This is a genomic window from Labrenzia sp. THAF82 (assembly GCF_009363435.1).
GTDB lineage: Bacteria > Pseudomonadota > Alphaproteobacteria > Rhizobiales > Stappiaceae > Roseibium > Roseibium porphyridii.
This window is the reverse complement of record NZ_CP045354.1, coordinates 1,295,316-1,311,017: the sequence shown is the minus strand read 5'-3', so window position 1 is coordinate 1,311,017 and position 15,702 is coordinate 1,295,316. Positions and strand designations below refer to the sequence as shown.

Here is a 15,702-nt window from a genome sequence, read left to right as displayed (position 1 = left end):
AGTTGATGCGAACCGAAGGCGATCAACGTGAGACAAAATCCGTTCGGCCCAGGTTTTTTCCCGTTACGGCATCAAAACGCAATAAGGCCGTCTTCGTGCCCTCGCGGACCAACACGAGCAGCATTCCGTCGGAAAGATCGGCAGACAGCACCTCCGCGTCCGGTCCAACCGCAACAGTTGCTGCGACACCGCCTTCTGCCGGACCGTCGTCATTTGTGTTGATCTTGTAAAGAATAGCTGCAAAGACAGCGATCAGACCGGCAAACATGATCAGGGATGAGCCAAGCAGCAGGCGTCTCAGTTTTACCTGAAGCTTCTGGGCAGCCGGATCAAGCGGCGCCTCATCAGCGTCTTCCCGAAAATCAGGTTGTGACATGACAGAAAATTCCCACGAAGATCCGGCTGACCTGGAGCCGGATTTCAGTTTAACGGTTGATGCAGCCGATGCTGGAGGGCGTCTGGATGCAGTGCTTGCAGCTCATCTGGAAGCTCTTAGCCGCAATAGGATCCAATCCCTGATCAAATCAGGAGACGTCACCGTCGGCGGCGCGAAAATAGTGGAGCCTAAATACCGGGTCAATGAAGGTGATGCACTTTGTCTGACTTTACCTGAAGCGGAGGACCCGGAACCGCAAGGCGAAGATATTCCGATAAACGTTGTCTTTGAAGACGAACACCTGATTGTTGTCGACAAACCGGCGGGTCTGGTGGTGCATCCAGGTGCAGGCAACTGGACAGGCACTTTGGTCAACGCGCTCATCCATCACTGTGGCGATAGCCTGTCTGGTATCGGCGGCATCAAGCGCCCGGGGATCGTTCACCGCATCGACAAGGACACTTCAGGCCTGCTCGTTGTGGCCAAAACCGACCAGGCACATCAGGGACTGGCAGCGCAATTTGCCGATCACGGCCGCAGCGGTCCGCTCGAACGGGCCTATTCAGCGCTTGTCTGGGGCGCGCCTTCGAGCCTCAAAGGAACAATTGACGCGAACCTGGCAAGGTCACAGTCCAACCGACAGAAGATCGCCGTGGTGAAGACCTCCGGCCGTCGGGCCATAACTCACTGGCAAGTGAAGGAAAGGTTCGGAAAAGACGATCAACCGGCGCTTGCCAGCTTGATGGAGTGCCGGCTGGAAACCGGCCGCACGCATCAGATCCGAGTTCATATGGCCCATATCGGTCATCCGCTGATCGGCGACAACGACTATGGGTCCGGTTTCAAAACGAAGGTCAATCGGCTTGAAGATCCACTCAGAACCCTTGTGGGCGACTTCAGCAGGCAGGCATTGCACGCAGGATTGCTGGCCTTCGAGCATCCCGTAAACGGTAAAACTTTGCGTTTTGAGAGCCCTTACCCACCTGATTTCGCAAAACTTTTGTCCGGATTACAAAAATTTTAGGAATGAATTCTGTTTTCCGCCCATGCAATCGCCTAAAATCTACCTATATTAAAACCTCTTGTGTGCCGTAATGGACACGATATTGCGTCTGTTTTCTCCCAAACATTCTTGCTTGCGCCTTAAGCGGAGCAACCGGAGAAGCCGGATGTAGACTTGACGAAAGGGGGCGCATGTTATGGCCCAGAACGTACCGACACTCACCGCAGGGGAAGGTGGCCTGAGCCGCTACCTGGATGAGATTCGCAAGTTTCCGATGCTGCAGCCGCAGGAAGAGTACATGCTCGCCAAGCGCTACAAGGAGCATGAAGACCCCGCTGCAGCTGAACGCCTGGTCAATTCTCACCTTCGCCTTGTTGCAAAAATAGCTATGGGATACCGCGGCTACGGCCTGCCGATCGGAGAAGTGGTCTCTGAAGGCAACGTCGGTCTGATGCAGGCGGTGAAGCGCTTTGAGCCGGACAAAGGTTTCAGGCTCGCGACCTATGCCATGTGGTGGATCAAGGCCGCTATTCAGGAATATATTCTGCGTTCGTGGTCACTCGTCAAAATGGGAACCACTGCCAACCAGAAACGCCTGTTCTTCAACCTGCGACGCCTGAAAGGCAAGATCCAGGCTTTGGACGAAGGCGATCTCAAGCCGGATCAGGTAGCAGAAATCGCCACCCGCCTCGGTGTCTCCGAGGAAGAGGTGATTTCCATGAACCGCCGTCTGGGCGGTGATGCCAGCCTCAATGCCCCGGTGCGCGCCGAAGCTGATGCAGGCGAGTGGCAGGATTGGCTTGTCGACGAAAGCGACAGCCAGGAAACACTGCTCGCCAATCAGGAAGAGCTCGACCAGCGCCGCAAAATGCTGAGCGACGCCATGGACGTCTTGAACGACCGGGAGCGCCGGATTTTTGAGGCTCGCCGTCTTTCTGAGGATCCGATGACGCTTGAAGACCTTTCCGGGGAATTCGGCGTTAGCCGCGAACGCGTTCGCCAGATCGAAGTCCGCGCATTCGAAAAGGTCCAGAAAGCCGTTCGCAACAGCGCACGTGCGAAGGATCAACCCGCACCCGTCGCTTAAATCGGAACATTGCGGACTGCCCGAAGACGCTGGAGCCACCGCTCCAGCGTTTTTTTCTTTTATCTCGGCGCCACCCTCTCGCTTGCGAACCCTCAAACCTGAATTTAGGCTGACCCGGTCTTAACGAAATGGGTGGCCATGCGCCGGGTTCTCAAAGCACTGTCGTCCAAGCGCGCTCTTGTCGCCATGATCGCCTGCGTCATCCTCGCTTTCATGACCGGGCTTCGAACCGCCGATCCGGATTTTCTGAAGTCCATTCGAGAGCTGACATTCGATCAGTATCAGCGTCTGCATCCAAGAGATTATCAAACCGCGCCGGTCCGCATCGTCGACCTTGATGAAGCATCGATTGCTGAAATCGGGCAATGGCCCTGGCCCCGCACAAAAATCGCGGAGATGGTTCGTGTACTGACGGATCTCGGCGCTGCAACAATCGTCTTTGATGTGGTCTTTTCCGAACCGGACAGAACATCGCCTGCTCAGCTAAAAAACTCTCTTGCCGCGACAACGCCGAGAGAGGTGCTGGAAGCCCTTGAGATCCTTCCCGACCATGACGAGCAGTTTGCGGATGCCATTGCCAAGGCACCAGTCGTGCTTGGTTTCGCCGTGACGCCGGATGAAACCGGAAGCAAACCGGTCAAGATTGCCGGCACGGCATTTGGTGGTCAGGATCCGGTATCGTTTCTTCCACCGTTTCCTGCTGCGGTCACGAACCTTGAAGTCTTGCAGAAATCGGCCAGTGGCATTGGTTCGATTTCGATTTCCGAGGATGACAGAGAGGGCATTGTACGGAGGGTCCCCCTGATTGTCAGTGACGGTGAGCAGATTTACCCGAGCCTCGTCGCTGAAGCGTTGCGAGTTGCACAGGGCGCAAGCGGCATCATCGCAAGGTCAACCGGCTCAAGTTCAGAAAGCGCCACCGGTGATCCGGCTGTCACGGCCATAAAGATCGGCGACTTCACTCCCCCGACGACTGCTGCAGGCGAACTCTGGCTTTATTTTACTTCTGACAGGGATTTCCCGGAACGGTACGTATCTGCGCGCGACCTTTACGATCAGGAGAAACTTCCTGAGCTCGTTCCATATTTCGAGGGGCAGATCGTTCTTGTCGGAACATCCGCCGTCGGCCTTCGGGACATCAGGGCAACGCCCCTGGGTGAACAGGTCCCTGGTGTATCCATCCATGCTCAGGCGTTGGAGCAAATCCTTTTCGATCAATATCTGTCGCGGCCTGATTGGGCCAACGGACTGGAAATCATTGCAACATTTCTGGCAGGTGCCATCATAATTCTGGCCATGCCCGCAATCGGCAGCATCGGCACCGCGGTCCTCGGCGGCCTGATGGTGACCGGGTTGATCGGCGGATCTGTATACCTCTTCTGGAACAACGGTCTGCTGATCGACCCGATCTACACCAGCCTCACGGTCTTGCTTGTTTTCACCGCCGCGACTGCGCTGCTCTACTTTCTCACCGAACGGGAGAAGAAATTCGTCAGACAGGCCTTCAGCCAGTATTTGTCTCCCGATCTCGTAAACCAGCTGGAACAAACGCCTGAACAGCTGGCGCTCGGCGGCGAAATCAGACCCATGACAATCCTGTTCATGGACATTCGCGGTTTCACCCCGATATCTGAACAGCTGACACCGGAAGAACTGGTGAGTTTTCTGAATACGCTTCTGTCGCCCTTGTCCGATGCCATCCAGGCAGAAGGAGGAACAATCGACAAATATATCGGCGACAGCATCATGGCGTTCTGGAACGCACCGCTGCACACACCGGACCATGCCGCCATGGCCTGCCGTGCAAGCCTTGCCATGCTCAAGGTCGTGGATGATCTGAATGCCCGGGATGCATTCCGTTTCAAAGCCAGAAAACTGAAATCGCAGTCGGTCAAGATCGGCATTGGGCTGAACAGCGGTGAAGCCTGTGTCGGCAACATGGGATCAGCCAGAAGGTTCAACTATTCGGTCATCGGAGACGCCGTCAACGTGGCCTCGCGGATTGAATCCAGCTGCAAGGCTGTTGGTTCGGAACTTCTCGTTTCAGAAGATACGCGCAACGCGGCACCAACCTTCGCCTATCTCGAAGCCGGCGAAATTGACCTGAAGGGCAAAAGCGAGCCGATCAAACTTTTCGCCTTGCTCGGTGATGAGGGCTTACGGAACTCGGAGGAATTCCGCGAACTGGAGGCAACGCATATCAGTCTGCTCAGCGCCGTCGCGGAAAATGACATTCAGGCGGCAGAGGACGCCTTGCAGAGCGCATTGCTACTGGCGCCGTCCCTGATGGACTTTTACGGCCGCTTTGAGGACATGCTGGAAAACCTCAAAACGGTGGAGCCCACCAGCAGCGCCGCGCAATAGTCGGCGCTGCCGGTTCGCAAAAAGCCTTTAACGGATCTCGACTGCGTATGTCTCCACCGGAACGACCTTGCTGATCAGTCCGGCTTCCGCCATGAACTCTGCAAAACGCTGATACCGACCTTCGTCAAGAGCTGCCGGACGCTTTGCAAACCTTGGCAATGTGTCCGCCCAAGCGCGCTTGTTGAGCTCATCATTCAAATGGGGATAGGCCTCGATAAAGGCATTCCAGGCTTCATCAGGATGATTGGTCAGATAAACCGTCGCAGCTTCAACAGCTGCGAGAAACTTCTCATAGCGCGGGTCTTCAACCTGATCCTTGTTCACGACATAGATCAGCTCGTCAAAAACCGGAACGCCGTTCTCTTCTGGGAAGAACGCTTTGCCTTCCTTGCCTTCAATCTCGATCTGTGTGAGCTCGAAATTGCGATAGGCACCGATCACCGCATCGACCTGACCTGACATCAGGGCAGGCGACAGCGCGAAATTCACGTTGATCAACTCAACATCGTCCATGCTGAGACCAACCGAACGCAGCATTTGTCCAAGCATCGCATCTTCGAATCCGGACACGGAAAATCCGATCGTCTTGCCTTTGAGATCTGCGATTTCCTTGATCGGACCATCTTTCAGAACGATCAGGGAATTCAGTGGCGTCTCGACCAGCGTGCCAATCCAGGCGACCGGCAGTCCTTCCTCGATATGCGCGTGCAAAGTCGGTTGATAGGAAATTGCAATATCGCCCTGCCCGGCAGCCACCAGCTTGGGCGGCATTGCAGGGTCAGCCGGTTCGATCAATTCAACTTCCAGGCCTTCGGCTTCAAAAAAGCCCTTGGTCTGAGCGGTGATGACCGGTGCATGGTCCGGATTGGTGAACCAGTCCAGAAGCACCGTCAGCTTGTCCGCAGCATGCGCAGGTACCGCCGAAAGCACGGCGGCGGCAACTGTCAAAGACATGAGTGTTTTTTTCATTCAATCCTCCAGATTGTGGCAGTCAGTCTTCGACCTGCCATGGAACAAGAAGTTTGCTGAGATGCTCAACCGCATAGCGCAGAGCAAGCACCATGAGGGCGAGCAGGATGACGGCGGAAAACAGAAGATCGGCATTCCCGCGGGCGTTCGCCTGAAGCATGATGAAAGCAAGGCCGCCTTTGGCGCCCGCCCATTCGCCAACCACCGCGCCAATCGGCGCAAAAACGGCGGCCACACGAATGCCAGATACGAAGGCGGGCAGTGCTGCCGGCAGGCGAAAGACCCAAAGTTCACGAAAGCGGGGAACCCTGTAGAGGCGCGCCAGATCGACAAGCCCAGAATCGAGTCGCCTCAGTCCGTCGTAAACCGTTGAGGTGACCGCAAAGAAGATGACCAGAATGGCCATGACAATCTTCGATGACATGCCGAACCCGAGCCAGAGAACAAGGACCGGTGCAATGGCAAAAACCGGCAAAGCCTGCGTCACCAGGATTGTCGGCATAACGATCCGTCCGGCCAACGGATAAAGCCAGATCCAAACAGCAAGCATCGCCCCGCAGCTGACGCCGAGGACAAAACCGATCACCGTTTCAAGCGCAGTGATGCCGGCATGGTGCAACAAAAAGGGCGCGTTTGCAGGGAATGACCGCAGCACTTCGAGCGGCCCGGGAAGCATGAATGAAGGCGGCTCAAACAAAACGACCAGCAACGTCCAGATGCCAAAAATGACCAGGACGCCCACAAGAAACTTGCCACAAACTGACAGGAATGCGCTCATACCGCCTCCAAAAGGCGGTTCAACGGCTCTGGGAGCGGCTTATGATCGAGAGGCTTGTTCCAAAAATCAAACCTCTGCTCTTTCAAGCAAACAGACATAGGATCTCCCGTCGTCGGACAGACCGACACTGACAATGGAGATCCGGGATTTGGCTAAGGATTCCGTCCCTTCGCCGGCATGACCCGGATCAGGTTCTAAGGGTTCGGCAACTTGCCATCTCAGTTCCGCAACACGGAACACCCCTCGGACCGAGACGGACCATGCCTAACCTTTCGGAAAAAGGCAAGACATGGAACGATCTGTTTTTGAAATTTCGGAAAAGCCCTGGCTGTTAGCCCGCTTGCCAGGATGAAATCGCCTTTTCAACGGCATCTTCACCAGCAGCACCTTTTTCGAGTGTCAGGATACCGCGCTTGCCGTTTTCATACAGCATCGGAATATCGATCCAGCCCCTCTCCCTAAGAAGAGCCATATTGCGTTGCTGCTCATTGGGCAGGCTCGAAAGTGCAATCCAGAAGAAACCGGGAGACACTTTCACCGACGCACCGATCAGCGCATCGCCCCGGGCTTCTTCCGTCGGTTTCATCACAAGACCTGGGACGTTGACGACATCTCCAGAGGCAAAGTTTTCCGGAAACTCGTATTTGATCTCAACAAGGTGACTTGCCGGAAGCGAGGTGTCGTCATTGGGCTTGATACGAATATCGACCCTGACGTCGCGTTCGGGAATTTCGATTTCAGCGCTCAGCACCGCCTGCGACCTGCCATCGAGATTGGTTTCCTCTTCGATGTTCCAGACAACCGCTCCCTGTGCGGCTGTTCCGGAGCCACCGGTGTCTTCGCCTTCTTCGTAGAGAATGGAGCGCTGTATGCCGTTGTCCTGGCTTACAGGTGAGTCAGTGGTCGCCGGTGTTTCAGGTGCAACAGCCACAAGGTTGTCATCAGCCGGGGCCGGCGGCGTGGCTTCGATACCGGGAACCGGAGCAGCATCGGCTGCCGGTGGTGTCGGAGCCGGTTCGCTTTCAATACTGGTCACGATCGACGGCTGCGAGGGCGTTGGAGCCGGCTCGTCAGCCTGCGGCGTGATTGTTGTGGTGGTAACGGTTCTGGCGTCCGGAGCTACCACATCTCCATCGCTGACACCCTCGCCGCCATCCAGCAACCTGTCTGAGATTTTTGAGGAATCGCTGTCGTCCGTTGGCACTTCGCTTGTCTGGACCTGGGTGTCCGTGCTCGGCGGCACAACAGCTGCGCTCGAGGTGTCTTCCGTTTGACTTGCGACACGTTCTTCTGAGTTCTGTCCGCCGATCGGGAGCAGGAAATAGGCTCCTGCACCAACAACAGCAAGCGCCAAGACTGCTGCGATTGCGATTGGCAACCAACGCTTTCCCGCACTGTCGCCGCGCAAAGCGTCGGAAGCCTTCGGGCGGTCCTTGCGTGATCGCTTGGCCTTCTTAGTCGGCTCTTCCTTTGCAGCCGGCGCAGGTTCGTCGGCATAAAGCCCTGCGTCCGCCGCCAATCCCGGTTCACCAGCCTGCTCTGCAGCTACAGGGTCCGCAGTAGCAGTTTGAGGTGCCGGAGCATCAAATGCCGGTTCTTTGCGTTCTGGAACCGGGTCGGATGCGGCCTGCTCGGCAGCTACCGGATCAACGGCTTCCTTCGCCTGCTGCACGGCCTGGCTCGTGGCCACTCCAAGACCTTCGGCTTCCGTGAGGGTCTCTTTCAATGGCGAAGGTGTGTCTTCCATCGCGGGAGCTGGCGCATCGGGCTCAACCCTCGGCGGATCCTGAGACGCCTGAACTGGCGCCTCTGCCATTGGCTCCGGTGCTGGCTCTGATGCCTTTGGCGCAGCTTCGCCACCCGCAGCTCCAGTCGGACTGAGACCAAGACTTTCACGAGCCGCTTCGGCTTCAACCTTGCGAATAGCTTCTTCAAGACGAAGTTGCTCAGCCGTTATCTCGGAGGGTGCAAGCGGCGGTTCGTACGCTTTCAACTGGTTGACGATGGCGTTGCGGGCACGGCTGTAGACGCTTCGGCGCGCAGCACCGTTGTTCTCGGGCAAAGACGCGATCGTTTTCTTCAATATCGAATAGTAATCAGCCATCTTCCTGCCTACCGGCCGACTGCAGGGATTCGTCTGCTGGCCTGAGTGTCGGATCTTTCTCAGGCTTATAGCAAGTTTTTGAAGCCAAGGGACAATCTTCGCACGCTAAGCTTCAACCGAATTCCCTACAATACCTTATCTACCACTGTCTAAGTTCACGGGACACGCTAGCCTGTCCCATGACGGGGCGCACTGTTTGTTCTGATTCGCAATACGCCACTATCTCGTTCAATAATGTGTTTTTCCAGACACAGATCTCAATCCTGGAAAGGATTCTGCACAAGAATTGTGTCATCCCGCTCAGGGCTGGTGGAAAGAAGCGCCACAGGCGCACCAATCAATTCCTCTACATGACGCACATATTTGACGGCCTGCGCCGGCAAATCCGCCCAACTGCGAGCCCCTTCCGTGGACTCTTTCCATCCCGGCAGTGATTCGTAGATCGGGACAACCCGCTCCTGAGCACCTTGCGAAGCAGGCAGGTAGTCGATCCGTTCGCCGTCAAGTTCGTAGCCGATGCAAATCTTGATTTCATCAAGACCGTCGAGAACGTCGAGCTTCGTCAATGCAATGCCATTAATGCCCGATGTGCAAACAGTCTGGCGCACAAGAACTGCATCAAACCAGCCGCACCGCCGGCGCCGGCCTGTCACGGTTCCGAATTCATGTCCGCGCGTTCCAAGAAATTCGCCGACCTCATTTTCCTGTTCGGTCGGGAACGGGCCTTCACCGACCCGGGTCGTATAAGCCTTGGTGATACCAAGTACATAGTCAACGGAGCCCGGGCCAAGCCCGCAGCCCGTTGCCGCCTGACCGGCCACGGTATTGGAAGACGTGACAAACGGATAGGTACCGTGATCGATGTCGAGCAATGCTCCTTGCGCGCCTTCAAACAGGATGCGCTTGCCCTGGCGGCGCTGTTCGTCCAACAGGTACCAGACCTTGTCCATATAGGGCAGCACCTTGTCGGCAACACTCGCCAATTCGTCGTAGATGGCCTGAGCGGAAACTTCCTCTTGCCCCAGGCCACGCCTCAGCGCGTTGTGGTGCGTCAAAAGGCGATCGATTTTGGCCGGTAGCGTCGTCAGGTTCTTCAGATCCATCAACCGGATTGCGCGCCGTCCGACTTTGTCTTCATAGGCAGGACCTATGCCACGCTTGGTGGTGCCGATACGCGTACCGGTGTTTGAGTTTTCACGCAGGGCGTCGAGCTCTCGGTGAAGAGACAGAATCAGGGTCGCGTTTTCGGCAACGCGCAGGCTTTGAGGCGTAACGACAACACCCTGCGCGCTCAATCGTTCGACCTCTTCAGCAAGCGCATGCGGGTCCAGAACAACGCCATTTCCAATGACGGACAACTTACCTTCGCGCGCCACACCGGAGGGCAGAAGAGACAGCTTGTAACTGACACCGTCGATAACCAGCGTATGCCCGGCATTGTGTCCGCCCTGGAACCTTACGATGACATCGGCTTGTTCCGACAACCAGTCGACAATCTTGCCTTTGCCTTCGTCTCCCCACTGCGAACCGACAACAACCACATTCGCCATTTAGTTTCTGCTCTCCTGAAGCGTCTTCGCACGGAACCGCCTGAATTGCGCTGCGCAACACGGGTCGGTATGTGCCAACATGACAAACCCCGGCAACCGGACCGGGGCAAACGGCGCGGACTATAGACAGGTTTCCATGCTCTTGCGAGTCTTCGAACCGAAATAAATCATACGGTCCGCGTGGTTTTCAGCTACGTGGCATATAGGACCTTTCAGGGCGACAATTAGGCAGACCCGGAGCCATCCGGTGATTGCTTGTCGGAGGTCTCTTCCTTGTCTCCCCCGGCAAGACGATAGATCATCGGAGATGTCCTGAGCAGCCAGACAAAACGTTCCCGCTCGTCGGCCGGAATTGCTTGCCGGCTGAACATCCTGAAGATGACAAAAAGCACCAAAGCCAGATGCAGGGTCGCCGTATAGACGAAGAACGCTGCGGGACCGAACATGCCCATCAACAATGAGGCGATGAACGGACCAAGCACCGCACCGCAGCCAAATGACAATGTCAGTCCGGCAGCAATGTCGACAAACTGTCCGGGTTTTGCGTGGTCATTCGCGTGTGCGGCTGCAAGCGAATAAAGTGGCAGGGCAAATCCGCCGAAAAGAAAAACCCCCAGGAACAAATCGGTTTGACTGGACGTTCCCGAAATGAAGAGACAAGCAAGACCAGCTGCAATCGTGAAGCCGATGAGAACCCATCTTCGATCGACCCTGTCGGACATCCATCCGGCCGGATACTGAAACAAGGCTCCTGCAAAGACCCATAGAGCGATGAAGATCGCGACGGTTTCCAGGCCAAGGCCAATCGATTCAGCGTAAACCGGTCCGACCATTCGAAATGCACCATTCGTCAGACCGATCGTGAATATTCCGACCATCGCAACAGGAGACACCCGCCATAGCGCCAGGGGGTTGACGATTTTGGCAGGTGGTGCGGCCGGGTTGCTTTCACGCGTCAAGGCAACAGGAACAAGAGCAAAAGCAAACAACATCGCCAAAACGATCAGGATATCGCTGCCTGTTGCTCCAAAGATCGGCAGCATGAATTGGCCGCCCATGACGGCTGCGAGATCAACAATCCTGTAAACTGAAAGAATGCGCCCTCTCGACGCATTGGATGCAATGGAATTCAACCAACTTTCCAGCACCATAGCCGTCCCGCAAAAAGCAGCACCGCTGACAAAGCGCGCAATCATCCAGGGCCAACCGGCAGGTGCAAAGGCAATAGCAAGAATGGCAATCGCACTGATGGCCGCCAGTGCGGCAAACACACGAATATGTCCTGCTCGGGCGATCAGGAAAGGTGCCAAAATTACCCCGCAGATCAAACCTGCGTAGTAAAGAGAACCAAGCAAACCGATGCTGGCGTCGGAAACCCCTTCGACACGTGCCCGAACCGCGATCATGGTCATTGCCAGACCGTTTGCTCCCAAAAGGCAGGCAGCGGCAATCAACAGCGGCGATATGCGCCCTGCGAGTGGCCTTTCCTCCCCGGTGGTCGAACCCTGTGTCATTGTTCGCTTTCTTTACTTCCTTTTTCGCAAATCGGTTTTCGGGTGTCGGCAAGTCTCACAGCATGGTAGGCGAGAGACATCACTCCAGATCAACGAGAAATGTCAATGTCGCTTCGAAACTGGGTTCTGCTGTTTGTTCTCGGCGCTATTTGGGGCGGTTCTTTTCTCTTTGCCAAGGTCGCAGTTGCCGAAATTCCGCCATTCACACTGGTCTTTTTCCGAGTTTCGATCGCCTGCGCCGTTCTTCTCCTCGTCCTCTGGCAACAAGGGCTGGTCAAGCGTCTGGAATGGCGGCTTGCCCTGCCGTTTCTGATAATGGGCTTTCTCAACAACGCCGTTCCGTTTTCCCTGTTGTTTCTCGGTCAAACGGAAATCGGCGCGGGGTTGGCATCAATTCTGAATGCGACAACACCAGTCTTTACCGTAGTCGTTGCAAGCTTGATCGTGAAGCAGGAACCACTTCAGGCAAATCGCGTTGCAGGCGTTGTGCTGGGCGTTGTTGGCGTGGCAGTCATGTTGTCGAGCAGCCTCACAGGTCTTGCCAGCGATCCGCTCTGGGCGCAGCTTTGCTGCCTCGGCGCAGCAGTTTCCTATGCCTTTGCCGCAACATTTGCGAAACGCTTCAAGGATGTCCCGCCACAGGTCGCAGCAACCGGACAGCTGATCGGATCAAGTGTGCTGATGTTACCGGTTGCGATCCTGACAAGCGCAGGCTGGTCAATTGGCGACCCTGGCATGACCGCATGGCTCAACGTGTTGGCTCTCGGCATTCTTGCGACCGCCTTCGCCTATCTGATCTATTTTCAATTGCTGGCAAATGCCGGTGCTACAAACGCTTCGCTCGTTACGCTGATAGTACCAGCAAGCGCGCTCTTCTTTGGCTGGCTCATTCTGGGTGAAAATCTGAGCGCACTTCAACTCAGCGGATTCGGCGTGCTGCTGATCGGACTAGTCGTCCTTGATGGCAGAGTGATGCGCGGCAAACAGGCAGAAACCGTTTAAAGTGGAGGCGCTGCGTTACCAGCGCCTCCGGTAGCATCATTGAAATTCCAGAGCTTTTACCTGTTTTACATGTGAGACGGCCTCCAGACGGGACATCACATCCCCAGGCACTCTTCCATCCACTTCGACAAGACAAATGGCATCGTCGCCGGGCGCGAGGCGGCCCAGATTGAACGTTGCGATGTTGACGCCATTGTTGCCAAGTTCCATGCCAAGATGGCCAATGAAGCCGGGCTTGTCTTCGTTGGTGATGTAGAGCATGTGCTGACCTAGTTCGGCCTCCATATTGATGCCCTTCACCTGAATGATCCGAGGTTTGCCATCGGCGAACACCGTACCGGCCACCGACCGCTCCTGTCTTTCCGTGATCACCGTCAACCTGATGTAGGTTTCGTAAGCGCCTTGTTTTTCGCGGCGGATTTCCTCAACCTTGACACCGCGTTCCTTGGCCAGAATTGGTGCGGATACCATATTGACGGTCTGAAGGAGCGGCGTCAGCAAACCGGTAATCGCCGCCGCTGTCAGCGCTTGGACATTCATTTCCGAAACGGCACCCGCATATTCCAGTTTGACACCCTGGATCGCGGTTTCCGTCAACTGACCGGCGAAAGAGCCAAGTTGCTCGGCAAGCCGAACAAATGGCGCGAGCTTGGGTGCTTCTTCCGCGGAAATTGAAGGCATGTTGAGCGCATTACGCACCGCGCCATGCAGAAGGTAGTCGCACATCTGTTCAGCGACTTGCAGGGCGACATTCTCCTGTGCTTCCGACGTTGACGCACCAAGATGCGGTGTCGACACAAAATTGGATGTCCCAAAGAGGATGTTTTCCTTGGCCGGCTCTTCAACAAATACGTCAAAAGCCGCGCCACCGAGTTTCCCCTCATCAAGCGCTGCCTTAACGGCTTTTTCGTCTGCCAGACCCCCACGCGCACAGTTGATGAGGTAAGCCCCCTTTTTCATCTTCGAGATGGCATCGGCATTGATGATGTTTCGTGTCTTGTCGGTAAGAGGGGTATGCAAGGTGATGAAGTCCGCGCGTTCAAGCAACTCGTTCAATTCGACCTTTTCGACACCAAGCGACATCGCCCGCTCAGGTGTCAGGAACGGGTCATAAGCAAGAACGCGCATCTTCAGACCTATGGCGCGATCTGCGACGATAGAGCCAATATTTCCGCAGCCAACCAGCCCAAGCGTCTTGTCTGTAATTTCCCGCCCCATGAAACGGGATTTTTCCCACTTGCCCGATTGCGTTGATGCATCAGCTGCCGGAATTTGCCGCGCGACCGCCATCATCATTGAGATGGCATGTTCTGCAGTGGTGATCGCATTGCCAAACGGTGTGTTCATGACAATGATGCCACGCGCGGTCGCTTTGGGAATATCGACATTGTCAACACCGATACCTGCCCGGCCAATCACCTTAAGATTATCGGCGGCCGCAATGATCTTTTCCGTGACTTTCGTGGCAGAACGAATGGCCAGTCCATCATACTGGCCGATGATTTCGAGGAGTTTTTCCTTGTCCTTGCCAACATCAGGCAGGAAATCGGCGTCAATGCCGCGATCCTTGAAAATCTGAACTGCTGCGGGCGAAAGCTTGTCGGAAATCAATACCTTGGGTGCCATTAAAGCATCTCCTTCAATAAATACTGTGTCCGGGCAGAAACCCGCCCGGGAATGTCACTGTGTTTTTGAGAAATGCTCAGGCGGCCTGAGGAAGTTTGCCTTTTTCGAGCGCAAACGCCCAATCAAGCCACACCGTCAGGGCCTGCAAGTCAGCTGTTTCAACTGTTGCCCCCGCCCAAATTCTGAGACCGGAAGGCGCATCGCGATAGGCACCGATATCGAAGGCAACACCTTCGGCATCGAGCGTAGAAACAATCGCCTTGGCAAATGCTGCCTGCTGATCGTCCGGCAAAGCCAGAACATTCGCATCCGTCACCTTCAGACACACGGACGTATTCGATCTTGTTGCGGAATCTTCAGCAAGAAAGTCCACCCACGCGGATTTTTCGACCCAGTCGGCGAGAACTTTGAGATTGGCATCGGCACGAGCGCAAAGGCCCGACAGACCACCAAGTCCGTCTGCCCATTTCAACGCATCGAGATAGTCCTCAACGCACAGCATGGAAGGCGTGTTGATGGTCTCGCCCTTGAAAATGCCTTCAATCAGTTTATCGCCTTTGGTCAGGCGGAAGATCTTCGGCAGCGGCCATGCAGGTGTATAGCTCTCGAGGCGTTCCACGGCTCTCGGGCTGAGGATCAGCACCCCATGCGCAGCTTCACCGCCAAGCACTTTCTGCCAGGAAAACGTGACGACATCGAGCTTGTCAAAAGGAAGCGCTTGCGCAAAGGCAGCAGATGTCGCGTCGCAAATCGTCAGACCAGCGCGGTCATCCGCGATCCAGTTGCCGTCGGGAACCCGGACACCTGACGTCGTGCCATTCCAGGTAAAGACGACATCATTGTTAAAATCGACGTCGCTCAGATCGGGCAAGGCACCATATGGTGCTTTCAAGATCCTGGCGTTGTCCAGCTTGAGCTGTTTGACCACATCGGTCACCCAACCGGCACCAAAGCTTTCCCAAGCCAGCAAATCGACCCCGCGCGCGCCGAGAAGCGACCAGAGCGCCATTTCAACCGCGCCTGTGTCGGAAGCAGGCACAATGCCGATGCGGTAGTCGTCGGGAACATTCAAGATCTTGCGTGTCAGCTCAATCGCTTCGGCCAGTTTGGCCTTTCCCGGTTTGGCTCGGTGAGACCGTCCAAGCGGTGCATCGGACAGTTGATCAAGAGACCAACCGGGGCGCTTGGAGCAAGGACCTGACGAAAAATTGGGATTGGCCGGACGCACGTCCGGCTTGGCAGTGAGTACAGTCATATCTGTCTACCCTCGCAGATAGTTGCCCCTCGTTGGGGAGGGGTGGCCCACCACGGGACATACGCCAAACCCGA

Annotated in this window: 12 protein-coding genes and 1 riboswitch; of the genes, 4 read left to right on the top strand and 8 right to left on the bottom strand. The window is 55.8% G+C overall.

The window, feature by feature from the left end:
• Positions 1 to 22: 22 nt before the first annotated feature.
• Positions 23 to 376 (bottom strand): hypothetical protein, encoded by a 354-nt coding sequence (locus FIV00_RS06355; protein ID WP_152499954.1) that lies wholly within the window; start codon positions 374 to 376, stop codon positions 23 to 25.
• Here FIV00_RS06355 and FIV00_RS06350 point away from each other — a divergent pair.
• From FIV00_RS06350 to FIV00_RS06340, 3 genes are all read left to right on the top strand, one after another.
• Positions 375 to 1,400, top strand: a complete 1,026-nt coding sequence (locus FIV00_RS06350; protein WP_152499953.1) for an RluA family pseudouridine synthase — start codon at positions 375 to 377, stop codon at positions 1,398 to 1,400. The genes FIV00_RS06355 and FIV00_RS06350 overlap by 2 nt on opposite strands.
• A 175-nt stretch (positions 1,401 to 1,575) precedes the next feature.
• Positions 1,576 to 2,466, top strand: a complete 891-nt coding sequence (gene rpoH / locus FIV00_RS06345) for an RNA polymerase sigma factor RpoH (RefSeq protein ID WP_152499952.1) — start codon at positions 1,576 to 1,578, stop codon at positions 2,464 to 2,466.
• A 138-nt stretch (positions 2,467 to 2,604) separates the two neighbouring features.
• On the top strand, positions 2,605 to 4,830 hold the full coding sequence (locus tag FIV00_RS06340) for a CHASE2 domain-containing protein (RefSeq protein ID WP_152499951.1): 2,226 nt from the start codon (positions 2,605 to 2,607) through the stop codon (positions 4,828 to 4,830).
• Positions 4,831 to 4,857: 27 nt separating this feature from the next.
• Here FIV00_RS06340 and FIV00_RS06335 read toward each other — a convergent pair whose 3' ends face one another.
• From FIV00_RS06335 to FIV00_RS06315, 5 genes are all read right to left on the bottom strand, one after another.
• Complete coding sequence (locus tag FIV00_RS06335) at positions 4,858 to 5,799, bottom strand: ABC transporter substrate-binding protein (protein WP_152499950.1); 942 nt, start codon at positions 5,797 to 5,799, stop codon at positions 4,858 to 4,860.
• 22 nt (positions 5,800 to 5,821) lie between these two features.
• Positions 5,822 to 6,577, bottom strand: coding sequence for an ABC transporter permease (locus tag FIV00_RS06330; RefSeq protein ID WP_173005899.1), 756 nt, complete (start codon positions 6,575 to 6,577; stop codon positions 5,822 to 5,824).
• 147 nt (positions 6,578 to 6,724) lie between these two features.
• Positions 6,725 to 6,831: riboswitch (TPP riboswitch) on the bottom strand.
• A gap of 77 nt (positions 6,832 to 6,908) precedes the next feature.
• Positions 6,909 to 8,681 carry a hypothetical protein gene (locus FIV00_RS06325; RefSeq protein WP_152499949.1) on the bottom strand — a complete coding sequence of 591 codons (1,773 nt, stop codon included), beginning with the start codon at positions 8,679 to 8,681 and terminating at the stop codon, positions 6,909 to 6,911.
• 257 nt (positions 8,682 to 8,938) lie between these two features.
• Positions 8,939 to 10,231: an adenylosuccinate synthase gene (locus tag FIV00_RS06320; RefSeq protein WP_152499948.1), complete on the bottom strand. Its 1,293-nt coding sequence runs from the start codon at positions 10,229 to 10,231 to the stop codon at positions 8,939 to 8,941.
• Between the two features lie 224 nt (positions 10,232 to 10,455).
• Entirely contained in the window at positions 10,456 to 11,745 is a 1,290-nt protein-coding gene (locus FIV00_RS06315; RefSeq protein ID WP_152499947.1) for an MFS transporter, read from the bottom strand.
• Between the two features lie 105 nt (positions 11,746 to 11,850).
• Between FIV00_RS06315 and FIV00_RS06310 the strand changes: the two genes are divergently transcribed.
• Positions 11,851 to 12,747 (top strand): DMT family transporter, encoded by an 897-nt coding sequence (locus FIV00_RS06310; RefSeq protein WP_152499946.1) that lies wholly within the window; start codon positions 11,851 to 11,853, stop codon positions 12,745 to 12,747.
• A gap of 36 nt (positions 12,748 to 12,783) precedes the next feature.
• Here the strand turns inward: FIV00_RS06310 and serA are convergent, their stop codons facing one another.
• Both serA and FIV00_RS06300 read right to left on the bottom strand, forming a co-directional pair.
• Positions 12,784 to 14,373: a phosphoglycerate dehydrogenase gene (serA, locus tag FIV00_RS06305; protein WP_152499945.1), complete on the bottom strand. Its 1,590-nt coding sequence runs from the start codon at positions 14,371 to 14,373 to the stop codon at positions 12,784 to 12,786.
• A gap of 76 nt (positions 14,374 to 14,449) precedes the next feature.
• The gene (locus FIV00_RS06300) at positions 14,450 to 15,628 is read right to left on the bottom strand and encodes a phosphoserine transaminase (protein WP_152499944.1); all 1,179 of its coding nucleotides are present in this window, start codon (positions 15,626 to 15,628) and stop codon (positions 14,450 to 14,452) included.
• Between the last annotated feature and the right edge of the window lie 74 nt (positions 15,629 to 15,702).

Excerpts from the sequence above, each read along its gene's own strand:
- FIV00_RS06350 (WP_152499953.1), top strand. The coding sequence starts at position 375 with ATGACAGAAAATTCCCACGAAGATCCGGCTGACCTGGAGCCGGATTTC.
- FIV00_RS06355 (WP_152499954.1), bottom strand. The coding sequence starts at position 376 with ATGTCACAACCTGATTTTCGGGAAGACGCTGATGAGGCGCCGCTTGAT.
- rpoH (WP_152499952.1), top strand. The coding sequence starts at position 1,576 with ATGGCCCAGAACGTACCGACACTCACCGCAGGGGAAGGTGGCCTGAGC.
- FIV00_RS06340 (WP_152499951.1), top strand. The coding sequence starts at position 2,605 with ATGCGCCGGGTTCTCAAAGCACTGTCGTCCAAGCGCGCTCTTGTCGCC.
- FIV00_RS06335 (WP_152499950.1), bottom strand. The coding sequence starts at position 5,799 with ATGAAAAAAACACTCATGTCTTTGACAGTTGCCGCCGCCGTGCTTTCG.
- FIV00_RS06330 (WP_173005899.1), bottom strand. The coding sequence starts at position 6,577 with ATGAGCGCATTCCTGTCAGTTTGTGGCAAGTTTCTTGTGGGCGTCCTG.
- FIV00_RS06325 (WP_152499949.1), bottom strand. The coding sequence starts at position 8,681 with ATGGCTGATTACTATTCGATATTGAAGAAAACGATCGCGTCTTTGCCC.
- FIV00_RS06320 (WP_152499948.1), bottom strand. The coding sequence starts at position 10,231 with ATGGCGAATGTGGTTGTTGTCGGTTCGCAGTGGGGAGACGAAGGCAAA.
- FIV00_RS06315 (WP_152499947.1), bottom strand. The coding sequence starts at position 11,745 with ATGACACAGGGTTCGACCACCGGGGAGGAAAGGCCACTCGCAGGGCGC.
- FIV00_RS06310 (WP_152499946.1), top strand. The coding sequence starts at position 11,851 with ATGTCGCTTCGAAACTGGGTTCTGCTGTTTGTTCTCGGCGCTATTTGG.
- serA (WP_152499945.1), bottom strand. The coding sequence starts at position 14,373 with ATGGCACCCAAGGTATTGATTTCCGACAAGCTTTCGCCCGCAGCAGTT.
- FIV00_RS06300 (WP_152499944.1), bottom strand. The coding sequence starts at position 15,628 with ATGACTGTACTCACTGCCAAGCCGGACGTGCGTCCGGCCAATCCCAAT.